This is a genomic window from Kytococcus sp. Marseille-QA3725 (assembly GCF_054950055.1).
The window spans coordinates 1-20,500 of the sequence record NZ_JBUCLA010000002.1; the positions used below are offsets into that span (position 1 = coordinate 1).

Genomic DNA, 20,500 nt, shown 5'->3' on the forward strand with positions numbered 1-20,500 from the left:
GGGGGGGCCCCCCCCCCCGGGGGGGGGGGGGGCCCCCCCCCCCCCCCCCCCCGCCACACCGCTTCCGAGCACATGCACCGCGACCTCCGGAGGACACCGTGAGCACCATCGACCTCAACGCAGACCTGGGCGAGGGCCTGGGCGCCTGGACCATGGGCGACGACGAGGCCCTGCTGGGAGTCGTCTCCAGCGCCAACGTCGCGACCGGCTTCCACGCCGGCGACCCGACGATCATGCGGCGCACCTGCGCGGCCGCCGCCGAGCGCGGCGTCGCCGTCGGCGCCCACGTGGCCTACCGCGACCTGCACGGCTTCGGACGGCGGGCGATGGCCGTGGCGCCGGAGGACCTGACCGCCGACGTGCTCTACCAGGTCTCCGCGCTGGAGGGCATCGCCCGTGCCGCGGGCACGCAGGTGGCCTACTGCAAGCCCCACGGGGCGCTGTACAACACCATCGCGAAGGACGCCGGACAGGCCGCTGCGACCGCCGAGGCGCTGGCGGCCTTCCGTCCGGGGCTCACCGTGCTGGGCCTGCCGGGCACCCCCTGGCAGGAGGCGGCGGAGGCGGCCGGGCTGCGCTTCGTGGCCGAGGCCTTCGCAGACCGCGCGTACACACCCGAGGGTCAGCTCGTCCCCCGCTCTCAGCCGGGCTCGGTGCTGCACGAGGTGGAGGAGATCACCGCCCGCTGCATCGCGATGGCGCGCGGTGAGGCCGTGACCGACGTCGAGGGCGGCGAGCTGGTGCTGACCCCCGGGTCGATCTGCGTGCACGGCGACACCCCCGGAGCGGTCGAGATCGCGCGGGCGGTCCGGGCCGCCCTGGAGGACGCCGGCATCACCCTGTCCCCGTTCACGGCGGAGGCCTGATGCGCCTGCTGCCGTCCGGGACCCGGGCCCTGTTGCTGGAGCTCGACGACCTCGACACCGTCCGCGCCTGGCACACCGAACTGGCCCGTCGGGCGCGCTCCGGTGCCCTGACGGGGGTGGCCGACGTGGTGCCGGCCGCCCGCACCGTGCTCGTCGTGGCGCAGCACGAGGAGGCGCTGCCGGGGCTGCGCACCGCGGTGCAGGGGCTGCTGGAGGCCGGGGCACCTGCGGGTGCGTCCGGCGCGAACGGGACCACCGCGACCGGCGCCGGTGCAGGTGCTGGCGCTGGTACCCGCGGCACCACCGGAGCGGGCACGACCACCTCGGCGGGCACGGACGACGGCGTCGTCACCGTCCCGGTGGTCTACGACGGGGAGGACCTGACCGACGCGGCCGCGGCCCTCGGCATCGAGCCCGACGAGCTGGTGCGCCGTCACACGAGCGAGGAGTGGACGGTCGCCTTCGCCGGCTTCGCGCCCGGTTTCGGCTACTGCGTGGGGCGCGAGTTCGCCTGGGACGTGCCGCGACGCGCCGAGCCGCGCACCCGCGTGCCGTCGGGCTCGGTGGCGCTGGCCGGCGAGTTCACCGCGGTCTACCCGCAGGACTCCCCCGGTGGCTGGCAGCTCATCGGTCGCACCGACATGACCCTGTTCGACCCCGCGGCCACCCCGCCGGCCCCGATGCGGGCGGGCGTGCGGGTCCGTTTCGAGGAGGTGGCCCGATGAGCCTGCTGGTGCACGCCACCGGACCGCTGACGACCGTGCAGGACCTCGGGCGACCGGGGCTGTCCGACATCGGGGTGGGCCCCTCCGGTGCCGCCGACCGGGCCGCCGCCGCGCTGGCCAACCGGCTGGTCGGCAACGAGCCGGGCGCGGCCGTGCTGGAGGTGACCTTCGGCGGTCTCGTCGTCGAGACCACGCGCGACCTGGTCGTCGCCGTCACCGGCGCTCCCTGCCCCGGCGCGCCGATGCACTCGACCACACGGCTGCGCGCCGGCGAGGTGCTGCGGCTGGGCCCGCCCTCGGTGGGTCTGCGCACCTACCTGGCGGTGCGCGGCGGCATCGGGGTGGAGCCGGTGCTGAGCTCCCGGAGCACCGACGTGCTCGCCCGGCTCGGGCCCCCTGCGGTGGCCGAGGGTGACGAGCTGCCGCTGGGCGACGAGCGGCACCCGGACCTGTACGGCGTCGACCACGCGCCGGCCCGGACGCCGGCCAGCGGCACCGTGCACCTGCCCCTGGTGCGCGGGCCGCGCGACGACTGGTTCGGCGACGCCGGCTGGGCGGACCTCACCGGGCGCACGTGGACGGCCTCGAGCCGCAGCAACCGGGTAGGGCTGCGGCTGGAGGGTGACCCGTTGCAGCGGGTGCACTCCGGCGAGCTGCCGAGCGAGGGCATGACGCGCGGGGCGGTGCAGGTGCCGCCGAGCGGTGAGCCGGTGGTGTTCCTGGCCGACCACCCGATCACGGGTGGCTACCCGGTCATCGGGTACGTGCGCGACGAGGCGGTCGACCTGGCCGCCCAGGTGCGGCCCGGGCAGGCGGTGCGCTTCAGCGGGTGAGGCGGGTGCGGGGCGGTTGAACGGGTGTGGGCCCGCCCGGGTGAGTCGGGGGTCACTCACCGCACTGTGGGTCCCAGCCGGGTCAGGTGCGGTCGCCTCAGCGGGTGAACACCACGAAGACGAGCTCCCAGCATGACGAAGAAGGCACCCCCGCCGGCGAGCAGCCAGTAGGCGCTCCCCCGAGGAGAGACCGTGGGCCAGGCAGAAGTCGGTGGGGTCCTCCGGGTTCACCAGCACCTCGGCGTCGAAGGGCACGGTGCGCAGCGGCGTACCGGAGCTCCCGACCTCGGACTCGGTCTCGTGCCGCACTCCCCGGTCGTCGGTGTAGGCCACCACCCAGAAGTGGTGGGCCGAGTCCCGGGCGGACCCGCCGACCACCTGGCCGGGACGGTGCAGCCACGTGCGCAGGCGGCGGCCGTGGATCAGGGCGTGCCAGATGGCCCACACCATCAGCAGCAGACCGAAGGCCACGGCCACCAGCCCGCCCACCAGCAGGTCGCGCGCGATCTCCGCGGAGCGCTCCTCGTAGGAACTGGTCAGCAGGGCTGATCATCCCGGCTCCTTCCGTCAATCAGTGCTGGCCGCGGGCGGTCACGTCGACCGGGCGCCGGTGTACAGGTCTGCAGACCGACTCAGCGGGCACCGGTGCGCAGGACGTCTCAGCGGGCGTCAGCGTGCAACTCGCCTCAGCGGGCGCAGTGACCCGGCCGCCTCAGCGGGCGTCGGTGCGCAGCTGCTCGGCGACCTTCTCGACCGACGCGGGCCAGTCCTCACCGGTCAGGCGGCCGAGGAAGCGCACCATCATCGCGAAGTAGGCGTGCAGGCGGCCGAACGCGACGCCGTAGCCGAGCTCGGCCCCGAGCTGCGCGAGCCGCTGCTGGCCCGGCTTGCCTCCGAGCGCTGCACCCAGCAGGGCCAGCGACTCGGCCTGGTGGGTGGCACGCTGGCGCTCCTGCTGGTCGTCGGACTCGAGCATGCGCGCCGTGAGCTGGCCGAACATGTCGTGCACCGCGCCGGCCACCTGCATGGCGTCCGGCGCCTCGCCGAGGGCCTTGCCCAGGGAGACGGGGTCCGGCAGCCAGCCGCGCTGCTCGTCGGTGAGGCTGTCCTGGCGGTCCACCAGCTCCCGGCCGACACGGAGCTGCGCGGCGTGGGCGGCCATCGCGGTGAGGAACAGGACGGCAGGCTGCCCGAGCCGGTCGCCCAGCGCGAGGACCTGCTCGTGGCTGAGGTCCGGGTTGCCCAGGACGTGCACGACGTCCTGCACCAGCTCCGCGGTGCTGGCGCGGTCGGTGGAGGATCCGGGCGTGCTCTGACTGCCGGAGGTGGCGGCGTCGGCGGCGGTGTGCGTGGCCGCGTCCTCGGCCCCTGCGTTCATGGGGCTCTGGTCGCCGGGGGTGGCGGCGTTCTCGTCGGGCTGGCTCATGTCCGGAGCCTAGCCCGGACGGCGAGGGCGGCACTGGCGGCAACGGCACCGAGGGCGCGGGCCTGGGGCCGGGCCGGGGGCCGGGCCGGGACCGCAGCACGGGGCCAGGGCAGGGCAAGGCCCCGGCTTGTGCTGACCATGGCCCGCACCGCGAGCACCGCCGACAGCAGGGCCTGGACCACAACCGTCACCCGGACCAGGAACAGCACCGGCCATGGACACCGGTGCCAGCACCTAACGCGCTCAAGGTGGGGGTAACTCGCCGTCGACGGCGAGTTACCCCCACCTTGAGCGCGTTAGGTTCGGATCGTCCGTCGTTCCCATCGCTGCACCTGCCCACGGCCCCGACGGCACCCCACTCGTCACACCACACCAGCGACCAGCGACCAGCGACCAGCGACCAGCGACCAGCGACCAGCGACCAGCGACCAGCGACCAGCGACCAGCGACCAGCGACCAGCGACCAGCGACCCTAGGCCACCCGTCGGGCACGGGCCCGGGCGTGCTCCACCATCGTGCGGACTGCCTCGGCCTGCCCCAGGTGTCGCCACTGCAGCCGCACGACCTCGAACCCGGCCTGCTGCATGGCGACGTCCCTCCTCTTGTCGCCCGCCGCCGTCTGGCCGTACCGCGTGTACTTGACCTCACCATCGAACTCGATGACGACCGGTTCCCCCTCCACGACGAAGTCCGCCCGCCCGAGGCTGCGTCCCACGGCGTCGTGGATCTCCACCTGCGAGCGCACGCGGTAGCCGAGCCTTCTCAGCAGCAGGCGGGTCCGCGTCTCCCCGACCGACTCGCAGGAAGGGTCGACCAACTCGATCGCCGCGCGGAAGCGTGCCGCCCCCGCGTGATGGCGGCGCTTCTCCACGACCGCTGCGAGGTCCGCCTCCGTGGCGCACCCGGTGGGCTCCTCACCGGGCAGGGGAACCACCACCCGACGGCGATGGAGAGCGGCATCGAGTACCACCACCGCTGCATCGATGCCGTGGAGACTCGCAACACCGAAAGCCGCGTCAGCCGCCGAGACCACCGCGCACCCGCGCAGCTGCTCCGTCGGCAGTGCCGACCCGCCCGCATGGATGCTGGCGTACGAGCTCACACGATGCGGCCCGGGCACCATGCGGGTGCCACGGATGCGTGTCGGGACCTCCAGAACCGGCAGACCGTGCAGAACCACGGCGGAGTCGTGGCTCACCGCGGTTCCGGTGGGCCAGGTGCGGGCGACCGCGACCGTCCGCAGGGCGTGCGCCTCCTCCGGCCCGGCGTCACGCAGACGCCGACCGTCAACGAAGGCCGCCCGAGCAACGCGCGTGATGACCCCGAGGGCGAGGAGCCGGTCCCGCATGTCGCGGCGCATCCCGAGGGAGCGCAGGTCGGCGGCGGTGAGGGTTCCGTGGTGGGCGTCGAGCAGGGTCAGGACCTCAGGCGGCACGGAGGGCATGAGTGCAGCGTGCCCGGGCCCCGGGCCAGCGGGCCGTCCGTCGTCCACAGGAAGGTGGGCGGGGCGGGATCAATGGGGCGGGTGGCTCGGAGCCCGGGCACGGGACATGGCCCCGAGCTGGGCACGCTTCGAGGACCGAGTTCCCGGCGATCATGCAGGCTGGTGCCGGCCGGATCCATCACCTGGGAGGTCGACGCCGGCCGGATCCGGCCCCGAACAGAGGCTGGTCCCGGCCCGTCCTGGTATCCCGCGGAGGCTGATACGGGCCGAAGCCTGCGCGCGAAGGCTCAGATCTCTCGCACCAAACGCGGCCAAGGTGAGGCGGACGCGGTGAAGGTGGGGGCAACTCGCCGTCGAGACCGCGTTGCCCCCACCTTGACCGCGTTGGGTTGTGCAAGGCAAGGCCGGACCGGGCCGTGCTGCGCTGAGGTGGGCCAGGCCAGACCGTGCTGCGCCAGACCGGGCCGGGCCGTGGTCTGGCCCCTCAGCCGCGAGCGCGGCGGGGGCCCTGCGACCGACCGCGGCCGCCAGCCGAGGCGCCACCCCGGCTGCCCGACCCGCCGGAACCGCCCGAGCCACCACGGCCACCCTGCCCGCGCTCACCGCGCACAGGACGGGAGCCGCCCTGGCCGCGGGCCGGGCGACCGCTGTCCCCACGCTCCGGGCGGGCACCCGGCGCGGAGGTGTGGCGACGCTCGCGCGGCGCACGCTCGGAACGCGGCGAGGACTCGGAGGTCCAGCGCACCGAGCCCGCGTCGCTCCCACCGCGCTGACCACGCTGACCGTCGGAACGCCCACCACGCCCGGCCCCGCCAGACCCGGCGCCGCGTCCGCGACCCTTGCCCCGCCCGGAACGGCTCTGCTGCTGGGGCGGCGCGGTCGCGGCTACCAGCTCGTCCGCCTCGCGGTACACGCGCTCCCCGGGAGCGATCTGCTGCAGCACCTCGGCCCCGGGCGCCGCGGTCGTCTGGGTCTCCGGCCGGATCTTCGCGGCCCGCATCAGCGTGCGCACCTCACCGCGCTGGTCGGGCATCATCAGCGTCACGACGGTGCCCTCGGCCCCGGCGCGCGCGGTGCGTCCCGAGCGGTGCAGGTACGCCTTGTGCTCCGCGGGCGGGTCCGCGTGCACCACCAGCGCGATGTCGTCCACGTGGATGCCGCGCGCCGCGATGTCCGTGGCCACCATGGTCGATGCGGTGCCCGCCGAGAAGGCGGCCAGGTTCCGCTGCCGCGCGTTCTGCGACAGGTTGCCGTGCAGGTCCACGCTCGGCACGCCGTTCTGGGTCAGCTGCTTGGCCAGCTTCTTGGCGCCGTACTTGGTGCGGGTGAACACCACGGTCCGCCCGGGCGCGGCCGCGAGCTCCTTGAGCACGGCCAGCTTGGCGTCCTTCTCCACCTCGAGCACGTGGTGGGTCATGGTCGCGACCGGCGACTGGGCCGAGTCCGCCTCGTGGGTGACCGGGTTGCGCAGGAACCGGTCGGCGATCACCTTGATGCCACCGTCCAGCGTCGCGGAGAAGAGCAGCTTCTGCCCGTCGCGCGGGGTCGCGGCCAGCAGGCGCTTCACGCCCGGCAGGAAGCCGAGGTCGGCCATGTGGTCGGCCTCGTCGAGGATCGCGATGCCGGCGTCGCGCAGGTCGCAGTGCCCCTGCCCGATGAGGTCCTCCAGCCGCCCGGGGCAGGCGATGAGCACGTCCACGCCCTTGCGCAGCGCGTTGACCTGCGGGTTCTGGCTGACGCCGCCGAACACGACCGCGGCGCTCAGCCGCTCGGCGCGGGCCAGCGGCTCGATGGCGCGCTCGATCTGCGAGGCGAGCTCACGCGTCGGTGCGAGCACCAGCGAGCGGGGCCGCCCGGCCACGGGACGGCGACGGTCGGCGGCCAGCCGGGCCACCAGCGGCAGCCCGAACGCGAGCGTCTTGCCCGAGCCGGTGCGGCCGCGGCCGAGCACGTCGCGACCGGACAGCGAGTCCGGCAGGGTCGCGGTCTGGATGGGGGTGGGACTGGTGATCCCGTCGTTCTCCAGCACGGAGACGAGGGAAGCGGGCACGCCGAGGTCGGCGAAGGTCTGGGGCACGGGGCACCGTCGATTCTTCTGGTTGGTCACGCAGGTCCCGGTCCGGGACAGGCGGCGTCTCGCGCGGCACGCGGCTCCGGGCACACCCGGCCACACGGGACCGGACTCAGCGGGGCCCTCTCGCAGGGCCGTGGGAGCAACGCGGCAAGTGCGTCAACCCGACAGGGGCTTGGACGTCATCGCCGAAGGGCCCGCGGCAAGACGGGGCGGGCCAGATGACGAGCAGTCTACGCCCTGCCGGGGTCCCACCGGTCCGGAGACGCTGAGACACCGCCCACGCCCCCTCACCCGAGCCCGCGCTGCGCCCGGGCGAGCCGCAGCAGCACGTGCAGCGCGAGCGCACGCCCGGCCCGTCGCCAGTCCTCCCCGAGCACCCGGTCCACCACCGTCAGCCGCTGGTACACGGTGTTCACGTGCACGCCCAGTGTCGCGGCCGCCGCCCGCGGGCTGCCGCCGGCGTCCAGGTAGGCGGTCATCGTCTCCAGCAGCGGGATGCCGCGGCGGGCCTCCTCGGCCTCCACCTCGCCGAGCGAGTGCGCGAAGGCCTCGCGCATCCGCCCGCGCCCGGCGTCCCCGAGCAGCAGCCGGTGCAGCCCCACCTCGTCGGCCGGGACGACCGCGCAGGTCTCCCCCAGCGCCCGCAGCGCCTTCATGGTCTCCACCGCCTCGGTGTACGCCCGGCGCAGCCCGGTGAGCGGCGACACCGGTGTGCTCAAGGAGGCCAGCAGGCGCGCCTCGCGCAGCAGGTCCGCCACCCGGGCCGGATCGCCGGGGCAGACCAGGATGGCGTCCTGCCGGTGCCCGAGCACGGCCGTCCCGCGGGGCAGCCGCTGCATCCACCCCGGCGGGTCGTCCACCGCGTGCGCCTGGTCGTCCACGATGACGACGACGTGCTCTCGCGAGGGGTCGAGCCCGGCCAGCCGGATCTCCGAGGACGGGGCACGGTCGTCCTCGCGCGTGGTGAGCAGCTCCAGCAGGTGCAGGTTGCGGGCCTGCCCGGCGGCCTGTGCGGTGGCCCGGTGCGCGAGCACGGTGAGCGCCACGGTGGGCGCGGCCCGGTCCAGCGTCCAGGCGGTGCCTGAACCCTCCAGCGGCCCGGCCGGTACCAGCCACCCGAGCAGCCGGCCGGCGGCCTCCACCGGTCGCACCGGGGCGCCCTCGGGGACGCGGGAGGGGTCCGGCTCGTCCCGGTTGCCCTCCGCGGTCACGAACGACACCGAGGTGCCCACGGCCTCCCCCACCTCGGCCAGCAGCTCGTCCACCCCGCCGCCCCGCAGCACCACCTCGCGCAGCCGCTCGTCCCAGGACAGGCTGCGGGCCAGGTGCTCGGAGCGCTCGTCCAGCTGGTCGCGCGCCTCGGCCAGCCGCTCCATGCGGTCGGCGTTGTCCAGGGCGACCGCCGCGTGCAGCGCCAGCGCGCTGAGCAGGGTCACCTCGGCCTCGGAGAAGTCCCGCGGGCTGCGCACCCCGGCGAACAGGGCGCCGATCACCCGTCCGCGCACCGTCAGGGGCGCCCCGAGGGTGGCGTGCATGTTCTCCGCGCTGGCGGCCGCGTCGGCCGAGGGCGAGTGGGTGAACCCCGGGTCCCGCTGGTAGTTGCTGCTCCAGCGGGGGCGTCCGTGGGCGATCACCCAGCCGACCACCCCGTGGTCCATCGCCAGCTCGACCCCCACCAGCTCGGGTGTGATGGCTCCGTCGGTCACCTCGATGCGCAGCAGCTCACCACCCCGGCCGTCGTCGCGGACGAGCGCCAGGTAGGCCAGGTCCACCCGCAGCAGGTGGTGGGCGTGGGACACGATCTCCGGCAGCAGGTCGGTGGGGCTGTGCACGCTCGACAGCCGACCCGCGACGTCGCTCAGCGCCCCGAGCTCACCGGCCCGCCGGGCGCGCTCCTGCAGCCGCGCCTTGAGCTCCAGCGCCTGCACGGTCTGCCGGCTCCCGTCGGGTCCGAGACCGCGGCCGTGGACCATGAGCGCGTCCACCGGGGCGTCGCGCAGCAGCAGGTCCAGCCATCCACCGTCCCCACTGGAGGGATCGCCCATCGCAGGGGTTGCAGAGTGGTCCATCCGACCATTGTGCGCCCTGCGGCGCCGGCCTAGCGTTCTCGCCAACCCGCGCCGGTCGGCGCACCGGCACACACAGGAGACCCCCATGACCCCACCGGCTCCCGCGGACACGCTCCGCCCGCCCGTGACCGACGACGCGCTGCAGCGCCGCACCATGCGCAAGGTCACCGCGCGACTCATCCCGTTCCTCATCGCGCTGTACTTCGTCAACTACCTGGACCGCACCAACATCGGCTTCGCCGGCCCCAACGGCATGAACGAGGAGCTGGGGCTCACGGCCACGATGTTCGGCCTGGCCTCGGGCATCTTCTTCGCCGGCTACCTGCTGCTGGAGGTGCCCAGCAACCTGGCGCTGCACCGCTTCGGAGCGCGCCGCTGGCTCGCGCGCATCATCTTCTCCTGGGGTGTGCTCGCCTCCCTGCTGGCCTTCGTGCCCAACGCCACCTGGCTGTACGTGGTGCGCTTCCTGCTCGGCATCGCCGAGGCCGGCTTCTTCCCCGGCATCATCCTGTACCTGACCTACTGGTTCCCGGCCCACGAGCGCGCCCGCGCCACGGCCCTGTTCCTGCTGGCCATCCCGCTCTCCACGGTCGTGGGCGCCCCGCTCTCGGCCTGGCTGGTCAGCGCCGGTGACGGCGTCTTCGGACTGTCCGGCTGGCGCTTCATGTACCTCATGGAGGGCATCCCGGCCGTGCTGCTGGGCATCGTGTGCTGGTTCTTCCTCACCGACCGCCCCGCGCAGGCGACCTGGCTGGCACCGGACGAGCGCGACTGGCTGTCCGCCGAGATGGACCGCGAGCGGGCCAGCACCGACCAGAAGTTCCACTACCCGCTGCGCAGGACCCTGCTCAACGGGCGCGTGTGGGCGCTGGCCTTCGTGTACTTCGGCACCACCTACGGCCTGTACGCCATGAGCTTCTTCCTGCCCAGCATCATCGCCGGCTTCCAGGAGACCTTCGGCGTGGAGTACTCGGTCATGGAGATCGGCCTCATCACCGCCGTCCCGTTCGCCTTCGCCGCCGTCGCGATGGTGCTGTGGGCCCGCCACGCCGACCGCACCGGCGAGCGCGTGTGGCACCTGGTGCTGCCGCTGCTGCTGGGCGGCGTGATCATCCCGGCCGCGCTCTACCTGAACTCCCCGTTCACCGCGATGGCCGCGGTCACCTTGGTGTGCATGTGCATCTGCGCCGCCCTGCCCAACTTCTGGCCGCTGCCCACGCACTTCCTCTCCGGTGCCGCGGCGGCCGGCGGCATCGCGCTCATCAACTCGGTCGGCAACGCCAGCGGGTTCGCCGCGCCGTACATCACCGGCTGGCTGGCCGACCTGACCGGAACCCAGAACGCGAGCATGTGGGTGGTCGGCGGTGCGATGCTGGCCGCAGCCGCCATCGTGCTGGTGCTCAAGGCCGCCCCTGCCCCCGACCGCGACCCCGAGACCCCTCTGGAGGCCACCCGATGACCGTCACCCCCACCCCGACCGAGCTCGTGACCCTGCTGCAGGACGAGCTGGCCCCGGCCCTCTCCGAGGGGGCGCTGAGCCTGGACGCCGACCTGCTGGAGACCTACTCCCGCGACCTGGCGCTGTTCTGCGCGGCCGAGGGCGCCGTCGGCCTGGTGCGTGCCCGCACCGTCGAGGACGTGCAGGCCACCCTGCGCTTCGCCCACGCCCACGAGGTGCCGGTGGTACCGCAGGGCGCCCGCACCGGCATCTCCGGCGGTGCCAACGCGGTGCCCGGCTCGCTGCTGCTGAGCGTGGAGAAGATGGACCGGGTGCTCCAGGTGGACACCGCCGAGCAGACCGTGACGGTGGAGCCCGGCATCATCAACCAGACGCTCAAGGACCACCTGCGCGAGTACGGCCTGTCCTACCCGCCGGACCCGGGCTCGGTGGCCATCAGCTCCATCGGCGGCAACGTGGCCACGAACGCCGGCGGCCTGTGCTGCGTGAAGTACGGCGTCACCCGCGACTACGTCCGCCAGCTCAAGGTGGTGCTGGCCGACGGCTCGCTCACCACGCTGGGCCCGCGCACTGCCAAGGGTGTGGCGGGTCTGGACCTGCGGGGCCTGTTCATCGGCTCCGAGGGGACACTCGGCGTCGTCGTCGAGGTGACGCTGCGCCTGGTGCCGCAGCTCTCCCCGCCGCTGACGGCCGTGGCCACCTTCCCCACCGAGGCCGCCGCGGCCGCGGTGGTGGCCGAGTTCATGGCCACCGGCGCGCGGCCGAGCATGGTCGAGCTGCTCGACGGCGCGAGCCTGGCGATGCTCAACGACTACGGCGACTTCGGCCTGGACGCCGACGCCGGCGCGATGCTGCTGGTGCAGTCCGACGGCTCCGGTGACGCCGCGACCGCCCAGCGCGAGGTGGAGGGCTTCTCCGGCATCGCCGAGTCGGCCGGGGCGCTCGACGTCGGCTTCACCGACGACCCCGCAGACAGCGACGCGATGGTGGCCACCCGCCGCCTGGCCCAGCCGGCGTTCGAGAAGTACGCCCACGCCCACGGCGGCGGCCAGCTGCTGGACGACATCTGCCTGCCGCGCGGGCGCATGCAGGAGTTCTTCGAACGGCTCGCCGAGGTGCGCCGCGACTCCGGCATGACGGTCGCGGTGGTGGCGCACGCCGGCGACGGCAACCTGCACCCGTCGGTCTTCTTCGACTCCGCCGACGAGGCGCAGACGGCCCGGGCGCACGAGGTGTTCGACAGCCTCATGGAGCTGGGGCTGGAGCTCGGCGGCACCATCACCGGCGAGCACGGCGTCGGCTACCTCAAGCGCGGCTGGCTGGCCCGCGAGCTGGACCCGGCGTCCCAGCAGCTGCACCTGGCGGTCAAGCAGGCGCTGGACCCGAAGGGCATCCTCAACCCCGGCAAGATGCTGGACGCCCTCGGCGGCTGAGGCCCACCGGGATCAGCCGTGGGAACCGTTGCTCCAGTAGAGCGACTGGGACTCCCCGGTCGTCGCCCGCAGCCAGCCCAGGACGTAGAAGCCCTCCTTGCTGGGCACGCTCCACGCCACCCGGTAGGTGACGCTCTCACCGGGCGCCAGCATGCCCGAGGGCGGCCCGACGTCCTGCGCCGAGTCGTACACCTGCCAGACGTACTGGGACTCGGCCACGCCGTACAGCGAGACCACCCGCGGGCTGAAGGACGTGTGGTGGTTGTTCGTGACGGTCACGTCCTGCACCAGCACCTCGTGCCCCTCCTGCACCCCCGCCGCGCTGCCGCTCGGCGTGAAGTCCCGCGGCTCGCTCACGGTGATCTCCGCCCCGAAGGCCTGGAGGGGCTCCCCGAACCGGACCACGGGCCCCGAGCCGGTGTTCTGACCCGACGGCGAGGACGCGGTGCCCTCGCTGCCCGCCGGACGGGTCCGCTCCGACGAGGAGGGCGCGGAGGGAACGGCCGCGTCCGTGGGCTCCGTGGACGGATCCGTTCCCGGGCTCCCGCCCGCGGCGCCGTCCTCCGGCTCCGCCCCGGTCCCCTCGGTCGGACCCGTGGTCTCGGCGTCGGCGCCGTCCGCACGCTCGCCGTCCGCGTCAGCGCTCTCCGAGGCGGCGACGGTCTTCTCGGGGTCCTCGCCACCGAGGCCACCCAGGTCGAATCGACCGAACGCGAGCAGCAGGGCACCCGCCAGGCTCGCCACGACCACCAGCACCCCGATGCACCCGACGGCGGTCCAGTCCCGACCGCCGGATGCCGGGGGCGGCCCCACCGGAACGTGCGCACCCGGGTCGTACGGGTAGCTCGTGTCGGCGCACTCGTCCGCTGCCCCCGCAGGCTGTTCGTACCCCTCGTGTCCGGACTGGTCGTACCGACCCCAACCTCGGCCGGCCCCCGCATCCCACGTCGGCGCGCTCCCGACGTGGTCGTCCCCGGGCCCGCCCAGAGGTTCCTCCGGCGGCGGATACGGCGAGTCGTCCTCGGGCGGCAGCGGCTCGTTCGGCGGTGTCCCCGTCATGATCAGCTCCCCTCCAGCCTCGCTCTCATTACACCCCATCGCAGCCCGCTCCCTGAACCTGGTCCCGAACCGCTGCAGGGCCCCGGAACGACGGGAGGGGCGGTGCTGCACGTGCAGCACCGCCCCTCCCGTCGTGGGTGACTGGGATCAGCCGTTCTTCCAGTAGTACTCCTGCTCGTCCAGCCCGCCACGGTCCGAGACCCCCTTCACCTCGAGGTCCTCCTTGGAGGGCGTGTTCCACGCGACCTTGTAGGTGACGCTGTCCCCGGGCTCCAGCGGGTCACTGGGCGGCTTGACGCCGCTCTTGGAGTCGAACCCCTGGTGGGCGTACTCATCACCCACCTTGGCCGTGAAGCTGATCTTGATGGGATCGACGGGGCTGTCACCGTTGTTGGTGATGGTGACCTCCTGCACCACGTTCACCGGGAAGTCGTCGAAGCCGGCAGCGCTGTCGCTGGGCGAGAAGGACTCCAGCTCACCGGCAGTGATCTCGACACCGCCAGCACCCTCGAGGGCCTCGCCGAAGCTGCCGTTGAGAGCACCGGCGTCGCCTCCGCCGCCGTCCGTCGGGTCGGTGCCATCGGTGGTCTCGTCGTCCGTCGACTCCCCGTCGGTCGGGTCGTCCTCAGTGGACTCCTCCGTGGTCTCCCCGTCCGTGGGCTCGTCCTCGGTCGGCTCCTCCTCCGTGGTCTCCCCGTCGGTCGGCTCGTCCTCGGTCGGCTCCTCCTCCGTGGTCTCCCCGTCGGTCGGCTCGTCGTCCGTCTCGGAGCTGGTGCTCGTGTCGTCCGAGGAGTCGTTGTCCGAGTCGTCCGACCCCAGATTGCCGAGACCGAACCAGAGAGCGGCGACCAGCACCAGCACGGCCAGCAGCCCGGCGCCGAGGCACCCGATCGGCAGCCAGTCCCGACCGCCCGACTTCGGCGGCTTGCCGCCGGGGCCGTTCCCACCCGGGGCGTAGCCGTAGGCCGACGGGTTCTGCTGGCCACCGGACTGCTCGCCGTAGGCCGGGTAGGTGGACTGCTGAGGCTGCTCACCGTAGGCCGCGGAGGCCGAGTACCCCTGCTGCGGGGCCCCGAACTCCTCGGAGAATCCCTGCTGCTGGTCCTGCTGGCCCCAGGGCTGCGAGCCCTGGCCCCAGGACGGGTCGGCGGCCCCCTCCTGGCCCGGCTGGCCCTGCTGGCCGTAGGCGTCGGAGTAGGCGGGCTGGTCCTGCGAACCCTGGCCGTACGCGTCCGAGTACGGCGACTGGTCCTGCGCGCCGCCATCGCCGTAGGGCGGGTAGGGCGAGTCCCCGTACGGCGGGTACGGCGAGCTGTCGTCGGGCTGGTTCGGGCCGGGCGGCGGTGTTGCCGACATGGTGGTCTCCCCTCAGGTGGCTCCGGGCCATTACAGCCCACGAAGCCAGCGGCTCGAACCCGACTCAGGCACGAGGATTCGAGCGCCTCCACCCCTGGTAGGGGCACCGCGCAGGTCCCCGACGGCAGCGGCTCAGACCGACGGCTCCGAGGTGCCCACGTTGAAGCCCCAGTTGATGCCGAACCGGTCGGTCAGGTCGCCGTAGACGTCGCCCCACATCTGCTTCTCCATCGGCATGTTCACCCTGCCTCCCCGGGCCAGGCCGTCGAAGTACCCGCGCAGGGTCGCCTCGTCGCTGCCCCAGAGCACCAGGTTCATGCCGCCCCGGACCACCTCGTCCTCCGGGCGCGTGCCGTCGGCCGCCATGAGCACGTAGCCGCCCTCGGTCTCGAGCTGACCGTGCATGACCGCCTCGGGCGCGCCCATGCCTTCCACCCCGGCCTCGCCGAAGGTGAGGATGCGCGGGGTGCCACCCAGGACCGAGGCGTAGAACTCCAGCGCCTGACGGGCCCGGCCGTTGAACTGGATGTACGGGGAGAGCATGTTGGTGTGCTCGGTCACGGGGACCTCCTGTGTGGGGGCGGCGCTGCCGCGGTGCGGGGCGACCGATCGGCCGCCCTCCGACCCGAGCCTAGGTGTTCTCGGCCATCAGGTTGGTGACAGTCGGCTGGTGGGTGGGAGTCCTCCCAGGGCGCTGTGGCCGCGGTCAGTGTTGTAGTGCTCCAGCCAGGGTGCAAGCGCCTCGCGGCGGGCCTGGTTGCTGGTGAAGACCTGTCGGTAGGCCCACTCGCTTGCCAGGGTCCGGTTGAAGCGTTCGACTTTCCCGTTCTGCCACGGGCAGTGCGGGCGGATGAAGACCTGCCGGGCCCCCAGGACGGCCACCGCTTGGGCGAAGACCGTGCTCTTGCGGTAGGCCAGCGCGTTGTCGCTCATCACCCGCTCGATCGTGCCGATCCCGTGGGCGGCGAAGTAGGCCGCGGCCCGGGCGAGGAATCCCGCGCAGGTGGTGGCCTTCTCGTCGTCGTGGATCTCGCTGTAGGCCAACCGGGAATGGTCATCGACCATCGAGTGCACGTAGTCGTACCCCACCGGGCCCCGCCGACACTTCGCCACCTGGGTGGCCGCCCGCCCACGGGCCCGCCACCCACCACCGTCGGGGATCTTCCCGATCTTCTTCACGTCCACGTGGACCAGCTCACCGGGACGGTCCCGCTCGTAGCGGACCGTGGTGGCCTTCGATGCCCGGATGACCTGTCCGGTCAACGGGTCGCAGTCCCGCAGCAGGGCCACACCGTGACGGTGCAGGATCCGGTTGATCGTGCGCGCTGGGACACCGACCCGGGCCGCCAGGACGTCCTGCCCGACCCGGTGACGCGCCCGGGCCGCCACCACCTCGGTCTCGATGTGCGGGGCCGTACGCCGCGGCATCGAGTGCGGCCGGGAGGACCGTGTGAGCAACCCGGCCTCACCCTCGGCGGCATACCGGGCGATCCACGTCGCCACGGTCTTGCGAGAGACACCCATCGCCGCGGCGATATGAGCCTGTTTCCACCCTGCCTGGTACCGCTGAACGATCAACCGCCTGCCATGGACAGTCAGACGGGCACTACCGTGGGACACGAGAACCTCCGCTGGTTGTGGGCCCTAGACAAGCCACATCCCAGCCGGAGGTTCTCCCACGTCCAAGCCCCTACCACTGCTACCAACCTCCTGGCCGAGAACACCTAGGGCCGGGTGGCGGCGGCGGACGCGATCTCGCGGTGGGACCCTGAGCACATGCCCACGAGCCACGACGCCGCGACGGACGAGCCCGTCGACCGCCCCCTGGTCGAGCCCCGCCTGCTGCGCCGCATCGTCCTGACGGTCGCGGGGTTGAACCTGGCCTACTTCTTCGTCGAGGCCGCGGTCGCACTGTCGATCGGCTCGGTCTCGCTGCTGGCCGACAGCGCGGACTTCCTGGAGGACACCGCGGTCAACCTGCTGATCTTCCTGGCCCTGGGGTGGCCGCTGGCCCGGCGTGCGCTGGCCGGCAAGGTGATGGCGGGCATCATCCTGGTGCCGGCGCTGGCCGCCGCGTGGGGTGCCTTCCGCGAGGCGAGTGACCCGGCCGCCCCGGACGTGCTCTCCCTGGTGCTCACCGCCGGCGGCGCGGTGGTGGTCAACGGCATCTGCGCCCTGCTGCTGATGCGGGTGCGCCACCACGGCGGCTCGATGACGGCCGCGGCCTTCCTCACCGCCCGCAACGACGTGCTGGTGAACCTGGCCATCATCACGATGGGTGTGCTCACCGCCTGGGTCGGCAACGGGTGGCCGGACCTGGTGCTGGGCGTCTTCATCATCCTGCTGAACGTCGGTGCGGCCAAGGAGGTCTGGGAGGTGGCCACCGAGGAGCGACTGGCCGCCAAGGCGCTGGCCGGCGAGGACGTGGAGGACTGAGCCCGTACGACCACGGGTTCACACCGGGGTGGAGGCGGGCCACCACCCCGGCAGGGCAACCCACCGCACGGTCCCCACCATGGTGGGAAGGACCACGACAGGCACCCGCTCTACGTTGCGAGGACGCAGCAGAACACACCCGCAGCCCGGTCCGGCCGAGCGTCGTCTGTGCCGGGGCACACCTCGCACAGGAGCATCACGTGTCACAGCCCTTCCCGCCCGCTTACGGCCCCGGCGCCCACGGTCAGCCCGGCTTTCCTCCGTACGGCTACCCCGGGCCCGGTTACGGCCCGGGTTTCCCCGGGTACGGCCCCGGCCCGCTGCCCACCCCCCGTCCGTCGGATTCCTGGAGGCCGTCAAGGACTGGATCGGTCGTCTCACGCAGTTCCACGGCCGTTCGTCGCGCAGTCAGTACTGGTGGCTGACCCTGATGAGCCTCCTGATCAGCATCCCGGCGGCGATCGTGATGGCGGTGGTCGGACTGGCCACCACGGACAGCTCCGGTGAGCCGACGCCGCTGTTCGTCGCGTGCATCATCGTCTACTACGTCTTCTGCCTCGTCATCGGCCTGGCCTTCGTCCCGGTCGGCGTGCGCCGCCTGCACGACGCCGGCTTCTCCGGGTGGTGGTACCTGCTGGGTGTCATCCCGTTCGTGAACTTCGTCGGTGCCTTCGTCGTCTTCGTCATGTCGGTCATGCCCTCGACGCTCGAGGGCGCCCGCTTCGACGGACCGACCCGGACGGTGAGCCGCAACAGCCCCTGACGGCTGGTGCATCACGATTCGGCCACGAGGGGAAGAGGGGCTAGCCGGGCCGGCCGAGGGTCCGCATCATGGCCGGGTCCCCGTGACGCAGGTCTTCATGCCGGCGGCCGGCGGCTTCATCACCTCGTTCTTCCCGCTCTTCCTGGTGGGGGCGATCTTCGGTCAGCTCATGACCTCCAGCGGCTACGCCACGGCCGTGGCCGACCTGGCCATGCACGTGCTCGGACCCCGGCACGCGCTGCTGGTGACGGTGGCGGCCACCGGCCTGCTGACCTACGGCGGCGTGAACGGGTGGGTGGTCGTGTTCACGATCTTCCCCATCGCCATGACCCTCTTCCAGGCCGCCGACGTGCCCCGCCGCCTGATGCCGGGAGCGGTCGCCTTCGGCGTGTTCACCTTCGCCAGCGCGGCCCTGCCCGGCACCCCTCAGGTGCACAACATCATCCCGACCAAGTGGTTCGGCACCGACAGCTTCGCCGCACCCGGGCTGGGCCTCCTCGGCAGTGCACTGGTGTTCGGGCTGGGCATGCTCTGGCTGACCTACCGCGAGCGCTCGCTGAAGGCGGCCGGTGAGTCCTTCCACGACCTGTCGCAGGCCGAGCAACAGGGCACCACCCGCTCGGACGACCTGACGGCGAGCTGGCGCGAGAGCCAGGAGAAGGAGCCGGGTGAGAAGGCCCCGACCAGTCGCGGGCTGCTGGCGCTGCTGCCCATCCTGGTGGTCGTCGCCGTCAACGCGCTCATGACCTACGTGGTGCTCGAGCAGATGGACACCTCGTACCTGGCCGAGGAGAAGTTCGGCGGCGTCAAGCTCTCGGCGGTCGCGGCCCTGTGGTCGGTGACCACCGCGATGGTGGCCGGCTGCCTGCTCATCGTGCTGCTCAACCACCGGCAGGCGGGACAGTTCATGGGTGACCTGTCCGAGGGTGCGCGCAACGCGGTGCTGCCGATCTTCAACACCGCCTCCGAGGTGGGCTACGGCGCCACGATCGCCTCGCTGGCGGCCTTCGCCGGCATCCGCGACGCGGTCTTCGGCGTGAGCGACAACCCGGTCGTGACGGCCGGCCTGTCCACCTCGGCGGTGTCCGCCGTGACCGGATCGGCCTCGGGAGGCCTGACGATCGCACTCGAGGCGTTCGGCGAGCAGCTCGTGCAGCAGGCGCAGGACCAGGGCATCTCTATGGAGCTGATGCACCGCGTCTCCTCGATGTCCGCCGTCAGCTGGGACTCGCTGCCGCACAACGGCGCGATCGTGACCCTGCTGCTGGTCTGCGGCATGAGCCACCGCGAGTCGTACAAGGACATCTTCGTGCTGACGGTGGCCATCCCCTTCCTGGGCGCGCTCACCGTGGCCGGGCTGGGCCTGGCCGTCGGGGCCTTCTGAGGGGGTAGCGGACAGGACGTGGGCGAATCCACCCGGTCCGCACTCAGTACTCGACCGCCACCAGGTCGGTGTGCGTGAAGTCCTCCCCGACGAACAGCAGCGGCTCCCCCGTCTGCGCCGCCAGCGCGTAGGAGTAGCAGTCCCCCAGGTTGAGCCGGGCCGGTGAGCCGCTGCCCCTCCCGAAGTCGCGGTACGCCTCGCGCGCCAGGTGGGCGTGCTCCGCCGTCAGCGGCACCAGCTCGATCCCGAGCACCTCGAACAGCTCGTCGAGTCGACGCCGGGTGGCTGCCGTGGCCCGCCGGTCCACCACGACGGCGCACTCCACGAAGGTGGCGGTCGACATCGACAGGGCCGGCGCGGTGGCCATCGCACGCAGGAGCGCCTCTGCCTCGGGCTCCCCCTGCAGCACGGCGACGATCGCCGAGCTGTCCACGATCACCGCGGCAGCCCCTCGGCGTCGTAGAGGTCCGCGAGGTCGTCACTCAGGGAGGCGCCGCCGTCGAGCACGAGCCCGCCACGGATCTGCTCCACGAGCACCGTCGCCCGCTCGAGTCGGCCCTCCCCCTCGGCCCCGGTGGCACCGTGCCGGGCGAGGTACTCCTCCAGCGCCACCTCGAGCGCCCCGGTCTGCGTGGTCCCCCCGACCTGCGCGGCCCGGCGGGCGAGCTCGTGCACCCGCTCGTTCTTGATGTTCAGCGCCATGGATACACCGTACACCTCACCTCTTACACCATGGTTCCTTCTCGTTAGGATCGCCCCATGCAGACCACGACGCGCGAGTACCGCACCGGCAGTCAGGACGTCGTTCTCGACATCACCCGCGACTGTGCGGAGTTCGTCGCCGGGCAGGGTGACGGACTGCTGCAGCTGTTCGTGCCGCACGCGACGGCGGGCATCGCCGTCATCGAGACCGGCGCCGGCAGTGACGACGACCTGCTGGCCGCGCTGGGCGACCTGCTGCCCGCCGACGACCGGTGGCGCCACGCGCACGGCACACCCGGTCACGGGCGCTCCCACGTGATGCCGGCGATCGTGCCGCCGCACGCGACCGTGCCGGTGGTGGACGGGCGGATGATGCTGGGCACCTGGCAGTCGGTGTGTCTGGTGGACCTCAACGTGGACAACCCGGTGCGCACCGTGCGGTTGAGCTTCCTGGCCGGCTGAGGGGTGGGC

Annotated in this window: 19 protein-coding genes; 9 read left to right on the forward strand and 10 right to left on the reverse strand. The window is 72.9% G+C overall.

Translation table 11 applies throughout. The annotated features are described in order from the left end of the window. Positions 1-98: 98 nt before the first annotated feature. The 3 genes from ACY8FT_RS08050 to ACY8FT_RS08060 are packed head-to-tail and all read left to right on the forward strand — an operon-like array spanning position 99 to position 2,424. A complete protein-coding gene (locus tag ACY8FT_RS08050) occupies positions 99-866 on the forward strand; it encodes a LamB/YcsF family protein (protein WP_462418419.1) in 768 nt (255 codons plus the stop codon). Continuing rightward, a complete protein-coding gene (locus ACY8FT_RS08055) occupies positions 866-1,591 on the forward strand; it encodes a 5-oxoprolinase subunit B family protein (protein ID WP_462418420.1) in 726 nt (241 codons plus the stop codon). The genes ACY8FT_RS08050 and ACY8FT_RS08055 overlap by 1 nt, the downstream gene beginning before the upstream one ends. Next, entirely contained in the window at positions 1,588-2,424 is an 837-nt protein-coding gene (locus ACY8FT_RS08060; protein ID WP_462418421.1) for a 5-oxoprolinase subunit C family protein, read from the forward strand. Before ACY8FT_RS08055 ends, ACY8FT_RS08060 begins: the two co-directional genes overlap by 4 nt. A gap of 712 nt (positions 2,425-3,136) precedes the next feature. Here ACY8FT_RS08060 and ACY8FT_RS08065 read toward each other — a convergent pair. From ACY8FT_RS08065 to ACY8FT_RS08080, 4 genes are all read right to left on the reverse strand, one after another. Next, positions 3,137-3,850 (reverse strand): hypothetical protein, encoded by a 714-nt coding sequence (locus ACY8FT_RS08065; protein WP_462418422.1) that lies wholly within the window; start codon positions 3,848-3,850, stop codon positions 3,137-3,139. A 472-nt stretch (positions 3,851-4,322) separates the two neighbouring features. Then, entirely contained in the window at positions 4,323-5,294 is a 972-nt protein-coding gene (locus tag ACY8FT_RS08070) for a DUF559 domain-containing protein (RefSeq protein WP_462418423.1), read from the reverse strand. Between the two features lie 484 nt (positions 5,295-5,778). After that, the gene (locus ACY8FT_RS08075; protein ID WP_462418424.1) at positions 5,779-7,371 is read right to left on the reverse strand and encodes a DEAD/DEAH box helicase; all 1,593 of its coding nucleotides are present in this window, start codon (positions 7,369-7,371) and stop codon (positions 5,779-5,781) included. Between the two features lie 284 nt (positions 7,372-7,655). Next, a complete protein-coding gene (locus ACY8FT_RS08080; RefSeq protein ID WP_462418425.1) occupies positions 7,656-9,437 on the reverse strand; it encodes a helix-turn-helix domain-containing protein in 1,782 nt (593 codons plus the stop codon). Between the two features lie 85 nt (positions 9,438-9,522). Here ACY8FT_RS08080 and ACY8FT_RS08085 point away from each other — a divergent pair, with 85 nt between their 5' ends. Together ACY8FT_RS08085 and ACY8FT_RS08090 are read left to right on the forward strand one after the other, a co-directional pair. After that, a complete protein-coding gene (locus tag ACY8FT_RS08085) occupies positions 9,523-10,896 on the forward strand; it encodes an MFS transporter (RefSeq protein ID WP_462418426.1) in 1,374 nt (457 codons plus the stop codon). Continuing rightward, complete coding sequence (locus tag ACY8FT_RS08090; RefSeq protein WP_462418427.1) at positions 10,893-12,329, forward strand: FAD-binding oxidoreductase; 1,437 nt, start codon at positions 10,893-10,895, stop codon at positions 12,327-12,329. Before ACY8FT_RS08085 ends, ACY8FT_RS08090 begins: the two co-directional genes overlap by 4 nt. Positions 12,330-12,341: 12 nt before the next feature. Here the strand turns inward: ACY8FT_RS08090 and ACY8FT_RS08095 are convergent, their stop codons facing one another. The 4 genes from ACY8FT_RS08095 to ACY8FT_RS08110 all read right to left on the reverse strand — a co-directional run bounded on the left by ACY8FT_RS08095 (position 12,342) and on the right by ACY8FT_RS08110 (position 16,364). Beyond that, positions 12,342-13,388 (reverse strand): hypothetical protein, encoded by a 1,047-nt coding sequence (locus ACY8FT_RS08095; protein WP_462418428.1) that lies wholly within the window; start codon positions 13,386-13,388, stop codon positions 12,342-12,344. 147 nt (positions 13,389-13,535) lie between these two features. Then, a complete protein-coding gene (locus tag ACY8FT_RS08100; RefSeq protein WP_462418429.1) occupies positions 13,536-14,744 on the reverse strand; it encodes a hypothetical protein in 1,209 nt (402 codons plus the stop codon). A gap of 132 nt (positions 14,745-14,876) precedes the next feature. Next, positions 14,877-15,305 (reverse strand): VOC family protein, encoded by a 429-nt coding sequence (locus tag ACY8FT_RS08105; RefSeq protein WP_462418430.1) that lies wholly within the window; start codon positions 15,303-15,305, stop codon positions 14,877-14,879. 87 nt (positions 15,306-15,392) lie between these two features. Then, on the reverse strand, positions 15,393-16,364 hold the full coding sequence (locus ACY8FT_RS08110; RefSeq protein WP_462417950.1) for an IS481 family transposase: 972 nt from the start codon (positions 16,362-16,364) through the stop codon (positions 15,393-15,395). A 156-nt stretch (positions 16,365-16,520) separates the two neighbouring features. Between ACY8FT_RS08110 and ACY8FT_RS08115 the strand changes: the two genes are divergently transcribed. From ACY8FT_RS08115 to ACY8FT_RS08125, 3 genes are all read left to right on the forward strand, one after another. After that, positions 16,521-17,180 carry a cation transporter gene (locus ACY8FT_RS08115; protein WP_462418431.1) on the forward strand — a complete coding sequence of 220 codons (660 nt, stop codon included), beginning with the start codon at positions 16,521-16,523 and terminating at the stop codon, positions 17,178-17,180. A 79-nt stretch (positions 17,181-17,259) separates the two neighbouring features. Continuing rightward, on the forward strand, positions 17,260-17,943 hold the full coding sequence (locus tag ACY8FT_RS08120) for a DUF805 domain-containing protein (RefSeq protein WP_462418432.1): 684 nt from the start codon (positions 17,260-17,262) through the stop codon (positions 17,941-17,943). A gap of 82 nt (positions 17,944-18,025) precedes the next feature. Further along, positions 18,026-19,327, forward strand: a complete 1,302-nt coding sequence (locus ACY8FT_RS08125) for a GntP family permease (RefSeq protein ID WP_462418433.1) — start codon at positions 18,026-18,028, stop codon at positions 19,325-19,327. A gap of 43 nt (positions 19,328-19,370) precedes the next feature. Here ACY8FT_RS08125 and ACY8FT_RS08130 read toward each other — a convergent pair whose 3' ends face one another. Together ACY8FT_RS08130 and ACY8FT_RS08135 are read right to left on the reverse strand one after the other, a co-directional pair. Further along, positions 19,371-19,766, reverse strand: coding sequence for a type II toxin-antitoxin system VapC family toxin (locus ACY8FT_RS08130; protein ID WP_462418434.1), 396 nt, complete (start codon positions 19,764-19,766; stop codon positions 19,371-19,373). Beyond that, positions 19,763-20,029, reverse strand: coding sequence for a type II toxin-antitoxin system VapB family antitoxin (locus ACY8FT_RS08135; protein ID WP_462418435.1), 267 nt, complete (start codon positions 20,027-20,029; stop codon positions 19,763-19,765). The genes ACY8FT_RS08130 and ACY8FT_RS08135 overlap by 4 nt, the downstream gene beginning before the upstream one ends. 57 nt (positions 20,030-20,086) lie before the next feature. Between ACY8FT_RS08135 and ACY8FT_RS08140 the strand changes: the two genes are divergently transcribed. Further along, positions 20,087-20,491, forward strand: coding sequence for a YjbQ family protein (locus tag ACY8FT_RS08140; protein ID WP_462418436.1), 405 nt, complete (start codon positions 20,087-20,089; stop codon positions 20,489-20,491). Positions 20,492-20,500 lie beyond the last annotated feature (9 nt).

Excerpts from the sequence above, each read along its gene's own strand:
- ACY8FT_RS08055 (WP_462418420.1), top strand. The coding sequence starts at position 866 with ATGCGCCTGCTGCCGTCCGGGACCCGGGCCCTGTTGCTGGAGCTCGAC.
- ACY8FT_RS08060 (WP_462418421.1), top strand. The coding sequence starts at position 1,588 with ATGAGCCTGCTGGTGCACGCCACCGGACCGCTGACGACCGTGCAGGAC.
- ACY8FT_RS08065 (WP_462418422.1), bottom strand. The coding sequence starts at position 3,850 with ATGAGCCAGCCCGACGAGAACGCCGCCACCCCCGGCGACCAGAGCCCC.
- ACY8FT_RS08070 (WP_462418423.1), bottom strand. The coding sequence starts at position 5,294 with ATGCCCTCCGTGCCGCCTGAGGTCCTGACCCTGCTCGACGCCCACCAC.
- ACY8FT_RS08080 (WP_462418425.1), bottom strand. The coding sequence starts at position 9,437 with ATGGACCACTCTGCAACCCCTGCGATGGGCGATCCCTCCAGTGGGGAC.
- ACY8FT_RS08085 (WP_462418426.1), top strand. The coding sequence starts at position 9,523 with ATGACCCCACCGGCTCCCGCGGACACGCTCCGCCCGCCCGTGACCGAC.
- ACY8FT_RS08090 (WP_462418427.1), top strand. The coding sequence starts at position 10,893 with ATGACCGTCACCCCCACCCCGACCGAGCTCGTGACCCTGCTGCAGGAC.
- ACY8FT_RS08095 (WP_462418428.1), bottom strand. The coding sequence starts at position 13,388 with ATGACGGGGACACCGCCGAACGAGCCGCTGCCGCCCGAGGACGACTCG.
- ACY8FT_RS08100 (WP_462418429.1), bottom strand. The coding sequence starts at position 14,744 with ATGTCGGCAACACCGCCGCCCGGCCCGAACCAGCCCGACGACAGCTCG.
- ACY8FT_RS08115 (WP_462418431.1), top strand. The coding sequence starts at position 16,521 with ATGCCCACGAGCCACGACGCCGCGACGGACGAGCCCGTCGACCGCCCC.
- ACY8FT_RS08120 (WP_462418432.1), top strand. The coding sequence starts at position 17,260 with ATGGTGGGAAGGACCACGACAGGCACCCGCTCTACGTTGCGAGGACGC.
- ACY8FT_RS08135 (WP_462418435.1), bottom strand. The coding sequence starts at position 20,029 with ATGGCGCTGAACATCAAGAACGAGCGGGTGCACGAGCTCGCCCGCCGG.
- ACY8FT_RS08140 (WP_462418436.1), top strand. The coding sequence starts at position 20,087 with ATGCAGACCACGACGCGCGAGTACCGCACCGGCAGTCAGGACGTCGTT.